The organism is Flaviramulus sp. BrNp1-15, from assembly GCF_022259695.1.
In the GTDB taxonomy this organism is placed as follows: domain Bacteria; phylum Bacteroidota; class Bacteroidia; order Flavobacteriales; family Flavobacteriaceae; genus BrNp1-15.
This window is the reverse complement of sequence record NZ_CP092099.1, coordinates 3487390-3505689: the sequence shown is the minus strand read 5'-3', so window position 1 is coordinate 3505689 and position 18300 is coordinate 3487390. Positions and strand designations below refer to the sequence as shown.

The window sequence follows — 18300 nt, the reverse complement described above, 5'->3', positions numbered from 1 at the left end:
AGAAACTATGAAAATAGCTATTATAGGAACAGGAAATTTAGGAAGCTCAATTGCAAAAGGACTTATCAGTCATAAATCCTTTACTTCATTATATCTAAGTGATAAAAACACTACGGCTGTTAAAGCATTTTACGATGAAGATTATGTTACAGTAACTAACGATAATGTTTTAGCTGTAAAAAATTCTGACATGGTCATTTTTGCATTACAACCTAAACACATTGATAAAGTTTTAGAAAGTGTTGCATCAAAAATAACTAAGAAACATGTTGTGATTTCGGTAGCTGCTGGTGTTGATATTTCCAGAATTGAAAATATTTTAGGAAGTGATAAAAACATAATTCGTGTCATGCCAAATACAGCGATTTCTATAGGAAAATCTATGACCTGTATTGCAGCAAACGAAACAGCTCAAGATAAAGTGGAGTTGGCTCAAAAAATATTTAATCAGTTAGGAACAACAATGGTGATTTCTGAAGATTTAGTTCAAGCAGCAACCGTTATTTGCGCTAGTGGAATTGCGTTTTGGATGCGTTTAGTTCGTGCAACTACACAAGGCGCTATTCAATTAGGCTTTGAAGCAGAACAAGCGCATGAGTTAGCAACACAAACCTGTTATGGTGCAGCGAGTTTGCTAATAGAATCGGGTAGACATCCAGAACAGGAAATAGATCGAGTAACAACACCAAGTGGATGCACGATAGAAGGTTTAAACGCTATGGAACATCAAGGATTAAGTTCAGCATTAATACAAGGTATTGTAGCGTCTTTTGAAAAAATCAATCAAATTAAAGAGAATTAAAAATGCCATTATTTGACGTTTATCCATTATATAATGTAACACCAGTTTCGGGTAAAGATATTCATATTTACGATGAAAATGGTACAGAGTATTTAGATCTTTATGGTGGTCATGCCGTTATTTCAATTGGGCATGCACATCCTAACTATGTAAATGCTATTACGAATCAAGTTTCAAAATTAGGATTCTATTCAAATGCAGTTCAAAATCCGTTACAAGTTGAATTAGCTGATAAAATTGAAGCACTTTCAGGGTGTAAAGATTACGAATTGTTTTTATGTAATTCTGGTGCAGAAGCTAACGAAAATGCTTTAAAATTAGCATCTTTTAAAACAGGAAAAGAACGTGTTGTTGCTTTTAAAAATGGGTTTCATGGGCGTACTTCAGCTGCTGTTGCAGCAACCGATAATAAAAATATTATTGCTCCAATTAATGCACAACAAAAAGTAACAATACTTGAGTTAAATGATATTTTAGGTGTAAAAGCAGAACTTGAAAAAGGCGATGTTTGTGCGGTAATTGTAGAGTTTATTCAAGGTGTTGGTGGTTTAGACCAAGCCACCGCAGATTTTTTTGAACAAGTATTTGCACTTTGTAAAGCCAATAATACCATGTTTATTGCCGATGAGGTACAATCAGGTTATGGACGTTCAGGTAAATTTTTCGCATTTCAGCATTATAATGTAACACCCGATATTATTTCCATAGCGAAAGGTATGGGTAATGGTTTTCCTATTGGAGGAATTTTAATTCATCCTGATATTGAAGCTAAACACGGAATGCTAGGAACTACTTTTGGAGGTAATCACTTAGCATGTGCAGCAGGTTTGGCTGTTTTAAATACTATTGAAGAAGAAGCTTTAATGGAAAATGTTAATGCTATGTCGGAATATTTTATGTCGATTGCGAAAACGATTCCGCAGATAAAAAATATAAAAGGAAGAGGCTTAATGTTGGGGTTAGAATTCGATTTTGAAGTTGGAGACCTAAGAAAAAAACTTATTTATAACCATCATATTTTTACTGGTGGCGCATCAAATAAAAAACTGTTAAGAATTTTACCGCCATTAACGATTAAAAAAGAACATATTAATCAGTTTTTTGAAGCTCTAAAAAAGGAATTATAAAATGAATACTTTATTATCCATAGAAAAAAGAAATGCAGTATTGCTAGAAATGGCTGTGCTTTTAGAGCAGGAAAGTGAAGCTATTATTAAAATTAATAAAGCTGATTTAGAAGCTTATAATGGTGATGATATTTCTATGTTTGATCGCTTAAAAGTTGACGATTCAAAAGTTAACGAGATGATAAAATCGGTAACACATTTAGCATCTCAAGACGATCCGGTTGGTGTAGAACGTTTTAGTTTTAAGCATGAAAATGGGATGCAGGTTTATAATAAAACAGCATCGTTTGGTACGGTTTTAATTATTTACGAATCGCGTCCAGATGTAACCGTTGAAGCAGCTGGAATTGCATTTAAATCGGGTAATAAAATTTTACTTAAAGGAGGAAAAGAATCATTAAAATCAAATCTAAAAATAGTTGAATTATGGCATCAGGCTTTAAAGAAACATGAAACCTTAACAGATTGGGTTGAATATTTACAATTCAACAGAATCGAAACACAGGCTTTTTTAGAAAACCCAACTCAAAAAGTTGATTTAATTGTCCCACGTGGCGGTGAACGATTAATCGCTTTTGTGAAGCAGCATGCTACTTGCCCTGTAATAGTTAGCGGACGTGGTAACAACTTTGTGTATGTTGAAAAGGAAGCCGATTTAGGTATTGCTTTACATGTTATCATGAATGGTAAGTCGAAAATTTCTGCGTGTAATGCAGTTGATAAGGTTTTAATTGACGAAAATCTTGCTGATAAAAACGAGTTTATTCAAACATTAATTTCAAAATTAAAAGATTCTAAAATAGAAGTTTTAGGAGATAATGCTATTTCAAAAGCTTATGATTTAGAACAAATTCCATCAGATGATATTTGGTATGAAGAGTTTTTAGATTATAAAATTGTAATCGGTGAAATTGCTTCAAATCAAGAAGCAATCAAAATGATAAACAAATATTCTGGTGGACATTCTTCATCTATAATTACATCAAACAATGATGAAGCAAAATTGTTTATGGAAAATGTTGATACTGCAGCAGTTTATCATAATACTTCAACCAGATTTACAGATGGTGGACAATTAGGCTTAGGTGGCGAGTTAGCAATTAGTACAGATAAATTACACCAACGTGGTCCCATAGGTTTACAGCATTTGGTAACTAATAAATGGTACGTTCACGGTAACGGACAAATACGTTAAAATGAAGCAGAAGAAACGCATATTACTTAAGATAGGCTCTAACACACTTACCAAAGAAACCGATAATATTTCAAGAGGTAAAATTGAAGATATAGCAAACCAAATTGCAAAACTTCAGGATACTTGTGAGTTTATTATTGTGAGTTCTGGTGCAATTGCTGTGGCTAAACAGTTTGTAAAATTAGAAAGTAAAGGTAAAGCTATAAATGTAAAACAAGCCTTGGCATCTATTGGTCAGCCTCATTTAATTCGTATTTATCAGGAGATTTTTAGGGAGTATGGTTTGCTAACTTCACAGTGTTTGTTGTCATACTCAGATTTTGAAAAAGAAGAAAGTAAAACAAACATTTCAGATACTATAAATGTTTTAGTAAACAACAATTACATACCAATTATAAATGAAAATGATACTGTTGCAACCGATGAAATTAAGTTTGGTGATAATGATAAATTAGGTGCATTAACCGCATCACTTTTAAATGTTGATCTATTTATTATCGCAACTAATACCAATGGTATTTATACTAAAGATTCTATTGAAAGTAAAACACCAAAAACTATAGAGGAAGTAATAGATTTTAATGAATTAGAGAAGCAGGTTGTTAATTCAAAATCGTCTCACGGTAGCGGTGGTATGTTGTCTAAAATTGAAGCCGCTTCAGTAACAAGAAAAGCAAATATAGAAACATGGATTGTAAACGGGATAGAAGATAATTTTATTATAAATGCCTTTGAAAATAAAGTGCCGTTTACCAAAGTAAAATAATATTAAAATGAAGAATTATACCTCCATACACGATATAGATAATATCAATTCTTGGATTGAGGAAGCTAAACAGTTAAAGGAAAATCCGTTTAAGTTTAAAGCATTAGGGAAGAACAAAACTTTAGGACTACTGTTTTTTAATTCCAGTTTACGTACACGATTAAGTACACAAAAAGCCGCTTTAAATTTAGGAATGGATCCCATTGTGATGAATGTTTCTGGTGATGCATGGGGAATAGAATTTGGAGATGGCACCATCATGGATGGCAACACTGCAGAACATATAAAAGAAGCTGCAGCAGTGGTTTCTCAATATTGCGATATAATTGCAGTTAGGGCTTTCCCAACATTAACGGATAAAGAAAAAGATGAAAGTGAGCAGGTTTTAAATGCTTTTAAAAAATATGCTTCAGTGCCAATCGTGAATATGGAAAGTGCTACAGGTCACCCACTACAAGGTTTAACTGATGCGATTACTATTTCAGAACATTCAAAAAAAGTAAAACCCAAAGTAGTTTTAAGTTGGGCGCCTCATGTAAAAGCATTACCGCATGCAGTAGCCAATAGTTTTATTCAGGCTATGCAGAAAATGGATGTAGAATTTGTTATTACTAATCCAGAAGGTTACGATTTAAACCCAGAAATCACAGCTAACACACCAATTCTTCATAATCAAGAAGAAGCTTTTAAAGATGCAGATTTTGTGTATACCAAAAACTGGAGTTCATACCAAGATTACGGAAAAGTGTTGAATACAGATCCAAATTGGATGATAACAAAGCAAAAATTGAATGATGCTAAATTCATGCATTGTTTACCAGTCCGTAGAAATGTGGTTGTAGAAGATGCAGTTTTAGATAGTGATAGTTCTTTAGTAATAGAACAAGCAAATAATAGAACTTATGCGGCGCAATTGGTTCTTAAAAAAATATTAGAAAATCTTTAGAATGGAGGAATTAAAAGTTATTAAAGTAGGCGGAAACATTATAGATGATGATTTAGCTTTAGAGAAGTTTTTATCACAATTTTCATCAATTAATGGTCCTAAGGTTTTAGTGCATGGTGGTGGTAAATTAGCTACCAAATTAGCTAAAGATATGAATGTGCCAGTTTATATGATAGATGGTAGACGTATTACGGATGCTAATACTTTAGATATTATTACCATGGTTTATGCTGGAAAAATCAACAAGAATATTGTAGCAAAATTACAAGCAAATCAATGTAATGCTATTGGTTTTACTGGCGCAGATGGAAATACAATTTTATCTGTAAAACGACCAGTTAAAAAGATAGATTATGGTTTTGTAGGTGATGTTAAAAAAGTAAATACAGCTGCAATAAATGCGTTATTAGACAATGATATTACTCCTGTTTTTTGTGCAATAACACATGACAGTAATGGACAACTTTTAAATACCAATGCAGATACTATAGCATCAGAATTAGCGATTGGTTTGTCTAAACATTATAAAACCGAGTTGATTTATTGTTTCGAAAAAGATGGCGTTTTATTATCTGTTACTGATGATAATTCGGTAATCGATTTTATGGACACAGGAACTTACGAAACTTTAAAAATAAAAGGAACATTTGTTGATGGCATGTTACCCAAATTAGATAACTGTTACCATGCTTTATACGAAGGCGTTTCAAAAGTTATTATAGGAAATCCAACGGTTATTAGTAATAGAAATCAAAAATTCACAACCCTGTATTTATGATTCAGCAACTAACAAATGAAGCTATTGAGTTACTTAAAAAACTCATTGAAACACAATCTTTTTCATCAGAAGAAGATGAAACAGCGGTGCTTATTGAAACGTGGTTTAAGAATTATAATATTGAATACAAACGAACTAAAAATAACGTTTGGGCAACCAACAAGTATTTTGATAATAACAAACCAACGCTTCTATTAAATTCGCATCACGATACTGTAAAGCCAAATTCGGCATATACAAAAGATCCGTTTAAAGCTATTGTAGAAGATGGAAAATTATATGGCTTAGGAAGCAACGATGCTGGTGGGTGTTTGGTATCTTTAATAGCTACTTTTACTTATTTCTACAATCAAAAAGATTTAAAATATAATTTGGTTATTGTAGCTTCTGCGGAAGAAGAAAGCAGCGGACCAGATGGATTAAACAGTATGCTTGCGGTGATTCCAAAAGTAGATGTCGCAATTGTTGGCGAACCCACTTTGATGAATCTGGCAGTTGCCGAAAAAGGCTTAGTAGTTTTTGATGCAGAGGTTTTAGGAACACCAAGTCATGCAGCACATCCAAACGATAATAATGCTATTTATAATACTATTGAAGTTTTAAAATGGTTTAAAGATTTTAGGTTTAAAAAGACTTCTGAAGCTTTAGGTGATGTGAAATTAACGGTTACTCAAATTAACGCAGGAAAGCAACATAATGCTGTTCCTGCAGATGTAAAGCTAGTAATAGATGTTCGTGTAAACGATGCGTATTCAAATCAAGAAGTTGCAGATATTTTACAGAAAAAAGCACCTTGCGACAGCATTGTACCACGAAGCTTAAGATTAAATTCATCATCAATTCCATTAAATCATGATTTGGTTAAAGCCGGAATTGCAATGGGAAGATCAACTTATGGGTCACCAACACTGTCAGACCAAGCTGCATTATCTTGTCCGTCTTTAAAGCTAGGACCAGGAGATAGTACACGTTCACATTCGGCAGATGAATTTATTTATTTAAACGAAATAAAAGAAGGCATTGAAATTTATATTGAATTGTTAAACCGTGTAATCGTCTAAACAAATCAACGAATCAACAATTAAATAACTAGATTATGAAACTCTGGGATAAAGGCATATCAATCGATAAAAAAATAGAACAATTTACTGTAGGTAACGATAGGGAAATTGATATCCACATAGCGAAATATGATGTTCAAGCATCCAAGGCGCATGCTAAAATGCTTCAAAAAGCAGGAATTATAACTGTTGAAGAATTGGTTGAATTACTAAGAGGTTTAAAAGTTTTAGAAGACCAAATAGATAATGGAACATTTGTAATTGACGAGCAGTTTGAAGACGTGCATTCCAAAATAGAATTCGAACTCACAAAATCTTTAGGCGATGTTGGAAAAAAAATTCATACGGCACGATCAAGAAACGATCAGGTTTTAGTGGCACTTCATTTATATTATAAAGAAAACTTAAGTTTAGTTAAAGAAAAAACTAAAACGCTTTTTGAAACACTTTTAAGTTTGTCAGATACGCATAAAGACAGAGTATTACCAGGTTATACCCATTTGCAAGTGGCAATGCCATCATCATTTGGATTATGGTTTTCTGCCTATGCAGAATTAATGATAGACGATGTGTATTTACTAAATGCAGCCATTAAAACGGTAGATCAAAATCCATTGGGTTCTGCAGCTGGTTACGGAAGTTCGTTTCCTATAGATAGAGCATTTACAACCAAAGAAATGGGTTTTGAAACATTAAAATATAATGTGGTTGCTGCGCAAATGGCTAGAGGAAAAAACGAACGCACAATTTCTGCAGCTTTAGGCGGATTGTGTAATACTATGTCGCGTTTTGCCATGGATGTATGTTTATATATGAGCCAAAATTTTGGATTTATTTCCTTCCCAGATGAATTGACGACAGGTAGTAGTATTATGCCACATAAAAAGAATCCAGATGTTTTTGAATTAATTCGTGGTAAGTGTAATAAAATTCAAGCTTTACAAAGTGAAATGATTTTAATAACCAACAATTTGCCAAGTGGTTATCATAGAGATTTTCAGTTGTTAAAAGAAAATATTATAGCTGCTTTTGAGGATGTAAAAGATATTTTAGACATTTTCAATTATTCCATTCAACAAATTATTGTAAAAGATATTGATATTAATGACGATAAATACAAATATCTTTTTACAGTAGATAATATTAATACACTGGTTGAAAATGGAATGAGTTTTAGAGAAGCTTACCAAAAAATTGGCGGACAAGTGCAAGATGGAACTTATGTACCTGATACCTCAAAAAAACATACACATATTGGTAGTATTCACAATTTGTGTTTAGAAGAAATAAGACTTAAATTTCCAAAATAGAATAGCAAAATTGTTATGAAAAAATTAAATTTTTATAAGATAATATCAGTATTAAGTTTTACGTTTATTACTTTATTCCTTGGCTGCAAAGACTTAAATTCTCAAACATTTTGTATTGAAGATTCTGATCAAATTGAAGGTGTAAAAGATGGTTATCGGTATGAACTTTGGAATCAAAATGCTGAAGGAACTGCATGTATGACTATTGGGGAAGGTGCTACTTTTAGTGGAGAATGGACAAATATTTTAAATTATTTGGCACGACGAGGGTTAAGTTATGACCAGACACAAGAGCATGAGGAAATAGGTGAATTTTTTACTACATATAATTGCAATTACAAACTAAAAACAGAAGCAGGAAATTCCTATTTATCGGTTTACGGTTGGACTATTGAACCATTGGCAGAATATTATATTATTGAAGATTGGCGTAATTGGATCCCTTCTATGGCAAAAGGCTCAAAACTAAAAGGTACAATCGAGGTTAACGGAAGTGTTTATGATATTTATGAAACTATAAGGGTTAATCAGCCATCAATAGTTGGTGATACAACGTTTCCACAATATTTTAGTATTCGTAGAGATGTTAGAAATAGTGGTACAATAAACATCTCTGAACACTTCAAGAAGTGGGAATCTTTGGGTATGGAAATGGGAAAAATGCACGAAGTTTCTTTTGTTGTTGAAGGTTATAAAAGTCATGGTAGCTTTGATTTTACAGAGTTAGATGTTGTTGTTGAAAAGAAGTAATATTAGACTAAACTCATAAAAAACTAAAAAATAAAAAAGCAAGCTATTTAGCTTGCTTTTTTATTGTGGGGAGAGCAGGATTCGAACCTGCGAAGACGTAGTCAGCAGATTTACAGTCTGCCCTCGTTGGCCGCTTGAGTATCTCCCCAAAACCGTTCGCAAATATATTATTGTTTGTTAATTCTACAAACAAAAAACAAATAATTTTATAATTCGTAGCGCAATCTAAATGTTAAAAATCTAGGTTGTATAAAATACTCGGTTGCACTTACTGAAAAAGCACTGTTATTACTTTGTGATGTTGATTTAGTATTTAATAGATTTGTGGCTTTAAGTTCGTATTCAAATTTTGCGTCTTTGTCTTTTCTGTACGAAAGAGAGGCATTCCAAAAATCAAAACTATTAATTGTACCATTTTCATCACTAAAATTATTATACGAATAATCTGTTTTAAACGTTAATTTTTTCCAGATGTAGGCATCAAACTCTATAGATGGGGCTTTGGTGTAGAACTTTGTTCTAGAAGTACCTTGGTCGTTATCTGCAATCGTATAACGATAAGCAATCTCTACATTTGGTGCATCTCTAAAATTAGTTCGTAATTCAGTACGATAAGTTTGTGAGTAATTTTCGTTTACTGAACGTTGATTTTGTATAAATTGATTGAATTTAGAGTAATTAAAGTTACCATTTATAGATGCTTGAAGTTTGCCAAAACGCCTTTGAAAACGTCCTCTTGCTGAAAAATTTTCATCAGCAAAAGAAGAGTTAAATGGTGAGCTTGTACGTATTACACTTTCAAAATTGCTCAAATTTCTTATTTGATCAATACTTTTAGAATAATTTAAATTTGCAAATACATTCGTGTAATTAAACATGTTAAAACTAAAGTAAGACAGGTTTACATTGTGTGAAATGGCATTATCTAAAGCTTCATCACCAAAATAAAGTGATTTATAATTGTTTAAAACTAAGCCTCTGGCCAAATTAGTAACGTCTGTAAACTGGGTTTGCATACTATAGCGTAGCGATATGTTCTCACTCTTTTTTAGTTGGATACGCATGTCAAAATCAGGCAAAATTCTAAAGAAATCATCCTTATATGTCTCTCCAAATTGTATGTTTTTTATACTATAAGCATGTGCAGATACTCCAGGGTTAAAAGTGAAAATTCCCTTTTTAAATTGATAGTGCATTCCTAAATAGAGGTCGCTAAAATTATAATCGGTATCATTAGTAAGCATACCATCATTAAATATTGGATTGAATTCTGAACCATCATCTAGAAATTGAAAAATTTCTGAATTGAATTGTTGCTTGCTTAAAATAGTACCAAAAGTTAAATTGATATTACTTTTTTGGTTTAACACATTCCAATAATCCAATTTTGCATCTAATTGATTTGATTTTACTCGTTTATCTTGAGCAATATTGTAAACCGATTGATTTCCATCCAAACCTAATGCATCTGCTGTAGTTTGATAATTGTTTTTGTCTTCTAAAATAGCATTATAAAAAGGATCTTCATCTTGCAACAAATGTTGTGCTTCAAGAGCAAAAATATTATTTTCATCAAGTGTGTAGTAATAGTTAACATTTTGATTAATACTGTAAGGGCTAGTGTTTTCAACTTGATCAATATTTCCTAAAACAGATGAGAAAAATCCTTGGTCTTGTGACTCTTTTGAAATTCTACCTAAAATATCATAATCTAATTGGTTACTAAGGTTTGGTTTATATTTTGCACTTAATTTAAGCATGCCTAAATCGCTACGCTGCATGGTATTACTTTCTGTGTCTTCATCTGGAATACCTAAACTTTCGTCTGTGTACTGTACAGAATTATTCTCTTGCAATTCTGTTTTACTGTTAGAGAAAATAGCAAACCCACTTATGTCTAAAGTCTTTTTTGGAGAATAACTAAAATTTGCTGCTCCAAATTTTGTATTAATGTCTTTTGCTCTGTTGTTTTGAAGTGTTAGAAACCCTAAGTTATTGCTTCCTAGATTTAAGTTGGTTCCACTGCTTCTACTTGGGCTTCTAAAGCCACCTGAAAAATTAAAATAGTCACGTCTTGTAAAAGCTACCTCGCCAGTGTTATTTAAATCTCCTATAAAATTAATGCTATATTTTGGACTGTAATAGAATAGCTTGGGTTGAATTATATATAATCCATTATTATCTGATGCACCACCACCAGCAGTAATATTACCAAACCAAAAATTTTCTTTACCTTCTTTTAGTTTAATATTAATAGCAACATTGTCCTGATTATTAGTTACACCACTTAACTGACCAACTTCTGCAAAGTTTTTTAGCACTTGAACTTTATCTACAGCGTTTGAAGGAATGTTTTTTGTAGCCAGTTTAGTATCACCATCAAAAAAATCTTTACCGTCAACCATTACTTTTGAAACCACTTTGCCTTCAACTTCTATTTGCCCATCATCATTAATTTCAACACCAGGTAATTTTTCTAAAACATCTTCAAGTTTCCTTTCTGTTCCGGTTTTAAAAGAATCTGCATTATAAATTAAAGTATCTCCACTCACCGTTACAGGCATTTCATAAGTTAGTTCAATTGCATCCAATGCATTGTCATTTTGAAGGGTGAAATCTTTAACAATGTCTTCTTCTTTTGTGCTAATAGTTTCGGTAGCGGTTTTCATACCCACATAGCTTACTTGTAAGCTATAAGAAGTGTTTTTTGATAAAGAAAGTTTATAACGACCCGCTTCATTAGTAATACCATAAGATTCCAATCCTTTTGTTTCTTGATTTATAGCAATTACATTTACCAACTCTAATGGGTCGCCAATACTATCTTTTACAACGCCTTCAATTTTTATTTGTGAAAAAGATATGCTTGTTGCCAGTAATATAACCAGCATAAAAAGTTGTTTCATTTTTTGATTGTTAGTGATTAATTTTAGGCTATTACCTTAGTTGTTTCTTCGTCTTCTAAACACTTCTCTCATTTCCTGCATTTTTACAGTCATAATTTCGTTGTATTCTTCTTTGGTAACTTCCTTTCCTTTGGTTAGTGATTTTATTTCATCAGATTCGGCAGGATTTATTACAATTTTGGTACATAACATGGTAGTATTATCTGCGCTTAGTTCTAAAATTAAACCTGGTAATCCCCAATATTCTGCGGGTCCTTGACTTACTGCTACTTGTGGTGTATACCAAGCAACAATTTCAATTTCTCTTGGCGTTTCTTCCTTGTTTTTAGCTTCTTCAGTGATTGTTGTAGAATCTGTGGGTTTTTCTACTTCTTTATTTTCATTATCTCTTCCAGGTCTGTTACGTTGCCAATCGAAACCTTCAACAGGCTTAGTTGCAGTAGCTTTAAAACATAAATATTGTCCAATTTGTTTTGATTCGCTTCCCATCTTCCATGTAATAGTTTTTAATGAGTCTTTAATTAAAAATTGTTTTCCTAAAAACTCTTGTTCTTGTAAAAATTGTTTTTCTTTTATGTTTTTGTATATCGGGCCAGAACCACCACCGCCACCAAACATAAAACCTCTTCCTCTACCTCCAGCTGAAACTTCTAATTTTTCTTCCTCTTTGTAAATAGACTCTGATTGAGTAAACGTTAACGTGTATGTTTTTTCTAGAAAGCTTTTCATACGTTCCATCATTTCCTTTTTTTGTTGCTCGCTTAATTGACGATTACCAAAATTATCTAACTTTAAAGTTGTTTTGGTTTGATAGGTAGCTACACCTTTAAAGTCTTGAGCTTGGGTTAAATTATTGAAAGAAAAAAGTAATAGAATTGTAAAGCAAACAGTAGTTAAATAAGTTTTCATCTTAAAAGTCTTAATTAAATATTTAGAATTTAATAGTAAGACTATTTTTTAAGATTATAGTTTAATTTGAAACATAAAAATTAACCACCAATTCTAATCATAACTCTATTTCCATCATTATTACCTTTTCTAGATTGATATTGCTCCATCATTTCCTTAGATTTCTTATCTTGAATTTCTTCAAATTCTACTTGAGACACCTCCTTACCTTTTGTTGGTTCTTCAATAGAAACTCTTTCTTCAGGATTGATAATAATCTTAGTACAAACTAAAGTTAAATCTCCATCATTCACTTCTAAAATTAACCCTGGTAAACCATAATATTCTGCGGGACCATTGTTAATTGGTATTTGTGGTGTGTACCACAGTGTAGTTGTTCTGGGTTTAGTTACAGTTTCTATCTCACCTTCTTCTGTCAATGTTTGTGTAGTAAATTCTTCATTGAAAACAGCTTTAAAGCAAGTGTAGTCACCAATGTTTTTGGTTTCGTTAACAAGCTGCCATTCTATGTTGTTTAAGGTGTCTTTTATTAAAAATAGTTTTCCGAATATTTCAGTTTTATTGGTATACCTATTTTCCTTTATATTCTTATACATAATATCTGAACCTTGTGCAATTTGAATTCTAAATCCAGATTGTGCGGGTTGTGGAGTTTGTAATTTTTCTTCTCTTTTATAAATAGATTCGTTTTTATTAAAAGTAAGTGTATATTCCTGCTGAAATTGTTTACGCAATTGTTCTTGTATTTGCTTTTTCATTTCAGAGTTTTCATTTTTACTACTTATTTTTAAATCTACTTTTCTATGCGACTTGTAAGTGGCAATTCCTTGAAATTCTTGTGCAATAGCATTACTAATAGTTAGTAATAAAAAGAAGCACACGTAATTAATTTTCATGTGTTTTAATTTTTGTTTGTTAATGTTCGTTTTTTTGATTTCTGATATACAAATATGAAAAGTATAATAGTTTTAAATAGTTAATGAGTGTTAACGAGTGTTAAGCGATTGGTTTTATAACATTTTAACCTATATTTTTGATGTATGAATGCATCAAGATATAAATTGATATTATATGTTATAGCCTTAGTTTCTGTAAGTACTATTGGGCTTCAGTTTTTTTGGAATTACAAAAATTTCAAACAAAACAAACTACAGGTAATTAATGATATTCAATTGTGTTTAGACAACGCTGTTGATACTTATTATACCGACTTAGCAAAAGAAAATTATTTAGCTATTGTACCTAACAATAGTTCTGAAAATAAGACTGCATTTGGTGATAATCATTATTCTAAAACTGATAAAAAGGGTGTCAAACATAATATTAGCGTTGGGATAACTTCAGTAGAACTTAGTGATATTGAGCAAAATCACAAAAAAAATATCGATTCGATCTTTTTTGATATTTCTAAAGGTCTAAGTGAAGCTATTGATACTTCAAAGTTTCAAAAATTTACTCAACTTAAAGATGATGGTACTGCACTAACCATTAATAAATCTGGGTTGATAGAAAAAGCAGCTTATTTTAGAGGTAAAAAAGCCACAGATAGTTTAAAGTTAATTAACAACTTAAAAACCATTTTTATTTCTTTTCAATCAGACTCCTTAGATTATAAAAAAATCGACTCTTTATTACATTATCAGTTCAATCAAAAGAATTTTAATTTAAATTATAGTTTAAACCATCTTGAAAACGATAAAATCATTTTTAGCAAAGACTCCTTAACACTTTTCCCGCTTTCTACAACTACAAATTCAAATTACTTAAAGCCACAAGAAACTATTCAATTAGTATACAGCAATCCGTTTAAAGAAACTTTTGCAAGAAGTTTAGGCAGCATTTTTCTTTCTACCATTTTAGTTTTAGCTGTAATAAGTAGTCTTTTTTATCTTTTGAAAATTATTAAAAATCAAAAGCAATTAGCCGAAGTAAAAAACGATTTAATTAGTAATATTACACACGAGTTTAAAACACCGATTGCAACAATAGGTGTAGCTTTGGAGAGTATTAGTGGTTTTGATGTAATTGAAGACAAGGAGAAAACTAAGAAATATGTAAATATGTCTTCAACCCAGCTTTCAAAATTAAATGTAATGGTTGAAAAACTACTTGAAACAGCAACTTTGGATATTAAAAGTTTAGAATTAAACAAAGAAGATATTAATTTGTTTGAGTTACTTGATACTATGGTAAATCGTTATAAAATTCAACATCAAACCAAAACATTTACAACAAATTTTAAAGTTGAAAACTTATCAATTCAAGTTGATGCTTTTCATTTTGAAAATGCACTTAACAATATTTTGGATAATGCTATTAAGTATGGAGGTGGTAAAATTTTTATAAACTTAATTATTAAATCAAATTTTGTTGAAATACAATTTTCCGATAACGGAAACGCATTAAATAAAGACAACAAGAACCGAATTTTCGAGAAGTTTTATCGTATACCCAAAGGAAATACTCATGATGTAAAAGGGTTTGGTATTGGACTTTATTATACAAAATCCATTATTGAAAAACATGGAGGAACTATACAACTAGATTTAAAAAATAACCTAACCACTTTTAAAATCACTCTGCCTAATGGCTAATCTTACGAAAATATTATTAGCAGAAGACGAGCCTGCTTTAGGGCAAATCATAAAAGAAAGCTTGGAAACAAGAAACTTTAAGGTTTTACTTTGCGAAAATGGTGAAGTTGCCCTTAAAACCTATCAGAGAGAAACTCCAAAGTTGTTAGTTCTAGATGTTATGATGCCTAAGAAAGATGGGTTCACATTGGCTAAAGAAATTAGAGAAATAGATGATTCTATCCCTATTATTTTTTTAACTGCAAAATCGCAAACTCAAGATGTAGTTGAAGGTTTTACAATTGGCGGAAACGATTATTTAAAAAAGCCATTTAGTATGGAAGAATTAATTGTTAGAATCAATAATTTATTACATCGAACTAAAGAGCAAAAGCATTCAGAAATATTAGAAATTGGAAATTTTATATTTAATTTCCCAAAGCAAACACTTCAATTTAAAACAGAAGAAAAAGTTCAATTAACACATCGAGAAGCTCACTTATTATTTTATCTCATTAAAAATAAAAACAAAGTTTTAGATCGGTCATTAATACTAACCAAACTTTGGGGAAGTGACGATTTTTTTAATGCTAGAAGTATGGATGTATTTATTACTAAACTTAGAAAAAAACTTAAACATGACGCTAATGTTGAAATTATTAACGTTCGTGGGTTTGGGTATAAACTAATTTGTTAAAAGTGGTTTGATTTTTGTATTTTTCAAACTACAATGAGATTTACATTTCACATTCTTTTTTTGTTATCTGTTTCAATATTTGCTCAAGAGCCTATTGAAGCTAACCTTATTAAAAAAACAGTTTTTAAAGCTGATAAAATAATTGCTATTGATAATTTTGAGACTATATACTTTGTAAATAACAATGTCTTCAATAAAAAAACTTTAGATAAAACAATTACATACAATAATTTACAATTAGGGAATTTAACTTCGGCAAATGCCTTTAATCCTTTAAAAATTAATCTGTTTTATAAAGATTTTAATACGGTTATTATACTTGATAATCGTTTAGCCGAAATATTTAAAATTGATTTTAATACGCTTAACCCTTATAAAAATGCGTCGCATATTTCAACAGGACATGATAATACTTTGTGGGTTTTTAATCAAGATTTGCAAAAGCTAGAACTTTTTGATTACAAAACACAAACTACGCGCGCACAAACTGCTCCCGTACAAAGCGCTGTTTTAGATTTAAAAAGTAATTATAATTACTGTTGGTTGCTAACAGAAAAGTTTCTTTACAGGTATAATTATTTTGGAAGTTTAGTTAAGAAAATAAAGAATGAAGGATACACATCGTTGGTTGAAAGCAATGAAAATATCATCTTAAAAAAAGAAAATACATTATTTTATTTAAAAGAGAATAGTGATGAACCACGACTAATTGAAACATCAAATTTGTTGATAAATCAGTTTTTTGTAACCAATCAAACCTTGTATATTTACAACAATGAAATCTTGCAACAACTCCAATTAAAAATCAAATAAACTATGCATATTGCTATTGCCGGAAACATTGGCGCTGGAAAAACAACGCTCACTAAATTACTAGCAAAACATTATAAATGGGAAGCTCAACTAGAAGATGTTGTAGACAACCCTTATTTAGATGATTTTTACAATCAAATGGAACGTTGGAGTTTTAATTTGCAAGTTTACTTCTTAAACAGTAGATTTCGTCAAGTATTGCAAATACGCCAAAGTGGGAAAGACATTATTCAAGATAGAACCATTTACGAAGATGCTCATATTTTCGCTCCCAACTTGCATGCTATGGGACTTATGACTAACCGAGATTTTGAAAACTATAAAACACTTTTCGATTTAATGGAATCATTAGTAAAAGGGCCAGATGTTTTAATATACTTACGAAGTTCTATCCCTAATTTAGTATCTCAAATACATAAACGTGGGCGCGATTACGAAAACTCCATAAGCATTGATTATTTAAGTAGATTGAATGAACGTTACGAGGCTTGGATACATGGATATAACAAAGGAAAACTTTTAATCGTAGATGTAGATAATTTAGATTTTGTAGACAATCCTGAAGATCTAGGAAGCATCATACATACTATTGATGCAGAAATACACGGACTATTTTAATAATTATAAAATAAAACCATGCTGTTTTGCATGTTCCATAGCTTGAATACTGTTTTCAACTAATAATACTGGAGTTTCTTTGTAGTTTTCAAACAAAGATTTTACTCTAAGCATTTTCTTTTTATGTTTAACACTTCGCAAATAAATAGCCGCTATTTGTGTTGGGTAAGATTTTGCTATTTCTAAATAAATATCTGCATCATGTTCGCCACTATCACCAATTAAAATAAATTTTAGTTTAGTATAAGTGTGCAAAATGTTTAAAATTTCTTTTTGTTTTTGAGGTTTATCACTAGATTTCTTCTTAAAAATATCTTTAAAGCTTCTTAATAAAATTGGGCCTTTAGGAAAATTATGTTGTTTTAGAAAAAAATCTAAATAGCGATATAAGTTCCAAGGGCTATGGCTAACATAAAAAATAGGATTGGCATTTTCACCTGATGCGCCTCTGTGTAATTTATGATAAAATTCTGTAGCACCTTCTAATGGAATTCTACTAGCAGCACTTTTAAAAATACTGTTAATTAACACTTTCCATTTTAATGTTGAAACGACGCCTGTGTGAAGAATAGTGTCGTCAATATCACTAATAACACCAAAAGAAGTTTTAGCAGAAGGTATTAGTAACTCACCAGGAAATCGGTTTGCATTTTGAATACTTCGCTTAATGTCTACATTATCATAAGCAACTTCAAAATTCAACCAATTTTCACTATTAGTAAGTAAGCCTAAGTCATTAATTTTCTCATCTATTTTAAAGTACCCATGGTTGTCAGTTGTTGTTTTTAAGATTGTTCCGTTAGGTAGTGTAACTTTAAGAGCAGTGTTTTTTATTTCATCACTCTCAAAACGTTTCCAAGAATTTATAAATAAAGCGAATAAACCTTTTTGATCTAAATTAATACTTTCATCCTCAATAGCTCTCCCTCGAATATATAAATGGTTTGAGGTTCCATAAGTTTGAAAAGTTATTATTTGTAGCGGATCTTTTTTAAACATTAACTGTTTTAATTATGAACTAAAAATACAAAAAACCACGTTTGTTAACG

The 18300-nt window shown here is 31.0% G+C and carries 17 protein-coding genes and 1 tRNA gene; 13 read left to right on the top strand and 5 right to left on the bottom strand.

What is annotated here, in order from left to right; genetic code table 11:
- Positions 1 to 7: 7 nt before the first annotated feature.
- The 9 genes from proC to MBM09_RS15525 are packed head-to-tail and all read left to right on the top strand — an operon-like array spanning position 8 to position 8735.
- On the top strand, positions 8 to 802 hold the full coding sequence (proC, locus tag MBM09_RS15565) for a pyrroline-5-carboxylate reductase (protein ID WP_238674634.1): 795 nt from the start codon (positions 8 to 10) through the stop codon (positions 800 to 802).
- Between the two features lie 2 nt (positions 803 to 804).
- The gene (locus MBM09_RS15560; protein WP_238674633.1) at positions 805 to 1929 is read left to right on the top strand and encodes an aspartate aminotransferase family protein; all 1125 of its coding nucleotides are present in this window, start codon (positions 805 to 807) and stop codon (positions 1927 to 1929) included.
- Between the two features lies 1 nt (position 1930).
- Positions 1931 to 3124 carry a glutamate-5-semialdehyde dehydrogenase gene (locus MBM09_RS15555; protein ID WP_238674632.1) on the top strand — a complete coding sequence of 398 codons (1194 nt, stop codon included), beginning with the start codon at positions 1931 to 1933 and terminating at the stop codon, positions 3122 to 3124.
- A 1-nt stretch (position 3125) separates the two neighbouring features.
- Positions 3126 to 3890, top strand: a complete 765-nt coding sequence (proB, locus tag MBM09_RS15550) for a glutamate 5-kinase (protein ID WP_238674631.1) — start codon at positions 3126 to 3128, stop codon at positions 3888 to 3890.
- A 7-nt stretch (positions 3891 to 3897) separates the two neighbouring features.
- Positions 3898 to 4836 (top strand): N-acetylornithine carbamoyltransferase, encoded by a 939-nt coding sequence (locus MBM09_RS15545; protein WP_238674630.1) that lies wholly within the window; start codon positions 3898 to 3900, stop codon positions 4834 to 4836.
- Between the two features lies 1 nt (position 4837).
- A complete protein-coding gene (argB, locus tag MBM09_RS15540) occupies positions 4838 to 5614 on the top strand; it encodes an acetylglutamate kinase (RefSeq protein WP_238674629.1) in 777 nt (258 codons plus the stop codon).
- Complete coding sequence (locus MBM09_RS15535; RefSeq protein ID WP_238674628.1) at positions 5611 to 6675, top strand: M20 family metallo-hydrolase; 1065 nt, start codon at positions 5611 to 5613, stop codon at positions 6673 to 6675. Before argB ends, MBM09_RS15535 begins: the two co-directional genes overlap by 4 nt.
- Positions 6676 to 6710: 35 nt before the next feature.
- Entirely contained in the window at positions 6711 to 7985 is a 1275-nt protein-coding gene (gene argH / locus MBM09_RS15530; protein ID WP_238674627.1) for an argininosuccinate lyase, read from the top strand.
- Between the two features lie 15 nt (positions 7986 to 8000).
- Positions 8001 to 8735, top strand: coding sequence for a glycoside hydrolase family 11 protein (locus MBM09_RS15525; protein WP_238674626.1), 735 nt, complete (start codon positions 8001 to 8003; stop codon positions 8733 to 8735).
- Between the two features lie 66 nt (positions 8736 to 8801).
- Here the strand turns inward: MBM09_RS15525 and MBM09_RS15520 are convergent.
- From MBM09_RS15520 to MBM09_RS15505, 4 genes are all read right to left on the bottom strand, one after another.
- Positions 8802 to 8883 (bottom strand) — tRNA-Tyr (locus MBM09_RS15520).
- 58 nt (positions 8884 to 8941) lie between these two features.
- Positions 8942 to 11641: a TonB-dependent receptor gene (locus MBM09_RS15515; RefSeq protein WP_238674625.1), complete on the bottom strand. Its 2700-nt coding sequence runs from the start codon at positions 11639 to 11641 to the stop codon at positions 8942 to 8944.
- Positions 11642 to 11677: 36 nt separating this feature from the next.
- Entirely contained in the window at positions 11678 to 12550 is an 873-nt protein-coding gene (locus tag MBM09_RS15510; RefSeq protein WP_238674624.1) for a GLPGLI family protein, read from the bottom strand.
- A gap of 80 nt (positions 12551 to 12630) precedes the next feature.
- Positions 12631 to 13446, bottom strand: coding sequence for a GLPGLI family protein (locus tag MBM09_RS15505; protein ID WP_238674623.1), 816 nt, complete (start codon positions 13444 to 13446; stop codon positions 12631 to 12633).
- Between the two features lie 144 nt (positions 13447 to 13590).
- Between MBM09_RS15505 and MBM09_RS15500 the strand changes: the two genes are divergently transcribed.
- Genes MBM09_RS15500 through MBM09_RS15485 form a run of 4 tightly spaced genes read left to right on the top strand, consistent with a single transcriptional unit; the run spans position 13591 to position 17251 of the window.
- Positions 13591 to 15144, top strand: a complete 1554-nt coding sequence (locus tag MBM09_RS15500) for a sensor histidine kinase KdpD (RefSeq protein WP_238674622.1) — start codon at positions 13591 to 13593, stop codon at positions 15142 to 15144.
- A complete protein-coding gene (locus MBM09_RS15495; RefSeq protein ID WP_238674621.1) occupies positions 15137 to 15820 on the top strand; it encodes a response regulator transcription factor in 684 nt (227 codons plus the stop codon). The genes MBM09_RS15500 and MBM09_RS15495 overlap by 8 nt, the downstream gene beginning before the upstream one ends.
- A gap of 33 nt (positions 15821 to 15853) precedes the next feature.
- On the top strand, positions 15854 to 16633 hold the full coding sequence (locus MBM09_RS15490; RefSeq protein WP_238674620.1) for a hypothetical protein: 780 nt from the start codon (positions 15854 to 15856) through the stop codon (positions 16631 to 16633).
- A 3-nt stretch (positions 16634 to 16636) separates the two neighbouring features.
- Positions 16637 to 17251: a deoxynucleoside kinase gene (locus tag MBM09_RS15485; protein WP_238674619.1), complete on the top strand. Its 615-nt coding sequence runs from the start codon at positions 16637 to 16639 to the stop codon at positions 17249 to 17251.
- 3 nt (positions 17252 to 17254) lie between these two features.
- On the opposite strand, the gene MBM09_RS15480 is transcribed toward MBM09_RS15485, so the two are convergent.
- Positions 17255 to 18250, bottom strand: a complete 996-nt coding sequence (locus MBM09_RS15480; protein ID WP_238674618.1) for an App1 family protein — start codon at positions 18248 to 18250, stop codon at positions 17255 to 17257.
- Positions 18251 to 18300 lie beyond the last annotated feature (50 nt).

What these genes read in the sequence shown, in the direction of transcription:
- proB (WP_238674631.1), top strand. Translation starts at nt 3,126, where the DNA reads ATGAAGCAGAAGAAACGCATATTACTTAAGATAGGCTCTAACACACTT.
- MBM09_RS15485 (WP_238674619.1), top strand. Translation starts at nt 16,637, where the DNA reads ATGCATATTGCTATTGCCGGAAACATTGGCGCTGGAAAAACAACGCTC.
- MBM09_RS15545 (WP_238674630.1), top strand. Translation starts at nt 3,898, where the DNA reads ATGAAGAATTATACCTCCATACACGATATAGATAATATCAATTCTTGG.
- MBM09_RS15495 (WP_238674621.1), top strand. Translation starts at nt 15,137, where the DNA reads ATGGCTAATCTTACGAAAATATTATTAGCAGAAGACGAGCCTGCTTTA.
- MBM09_RS15480 (WP_238674618.1), bottom strand. Translation starts at nt 18,250, where the DNA reads ATGTTTAAAAAAGATCCGCTACAAATAATAACTTTTCAAACTTATGGA.
- MBM09_RS15490 (WP_238674620.1), top strand. Translation starts at nt 15,854, where the DNA reads ATGAGATTTACATTTCACATTCTTTTTTTGTTATCTGTTTCAATATTT.
- MBM09_RS15500 (WP_238674622.1), top strand. Translation starts at nt 13,591, where the DNA reads ATGAATGCATCAAGATATAAATTGATATTATATGTTATAGCCTTAGTT.
- argB (WP_238674629.1), top strand. Translation starts at nt 4,838, where the DNA reads ATGGAGGAATTAAAAGTTATTAAAGTAGGCGGAAACATTATAGATGAT.
- MBM09_RS15560 (WP_238674633.1), top strand. Translation starts at nt 805, where the DNA reads ATGCCATTATTTGACGTTTATCCATTATATAATGTAACACCAGTTTCG.
- MBM09_RS15535 (WP_238674628.1), top strand. Translation starts at nt 5,611, where the DNA reads ATGATTCAGCAACTAACAAATGAAGCTATTGAGTTACTTAAAAAACTC.
- MBM09_RS15525 (WP_238674626.1), top strand. Translation starts at nt 8,001, where the DNA reads ATGAAAAAATTAAATTTTTATAAGATAATATCAGTATTAAGTTTTACG.
- argH (WP_238674627.1), top strand. Translation starts at nt 6,711, where the DNA reads ATGAAACTCTGGGATAAAGGCATATCAATCGATAAAAAAATAGAACAA.
- MBM09_RS15515 (WP_238674625.1), bottom strand. Translation starts at nt 11,641, where the DNA reads ATGAAACAACTTTTTATGCTGGTTATATTACTGGCAACAAGCATATCT.
- MBM09_RS15510 (WP_238674624.1), bottom strand. Translation starts at nt 12,550, where the DNA reads ATGAAAACTTATTTAACTACTGTTTGCTTTACAATTCTATTACTTTTT.
- MBM09_RS15505 (WP_238674623.1), bottom strand. Translation starts at nt 13,446, where the DNA reads ATGAAAATTAATTACGTGTGCTTCTTTTTATTACTAACTATTAGTAAT.
- MBM09_RS15555 (WP_238674632.1), top strand. Translation starts at nt 1,931, where the DNA reads ATGAATACTTTATTATCCATAGAAAAAAGAAATGCAGTATTGCTAGAA.
- proC (WP_238674634.1), top strand. Translation starts at nt 8, where the DNA reads ATGAAAATAGCTATTATAGGAACAGGAAATTTAGGAAGCTCAATTGCA.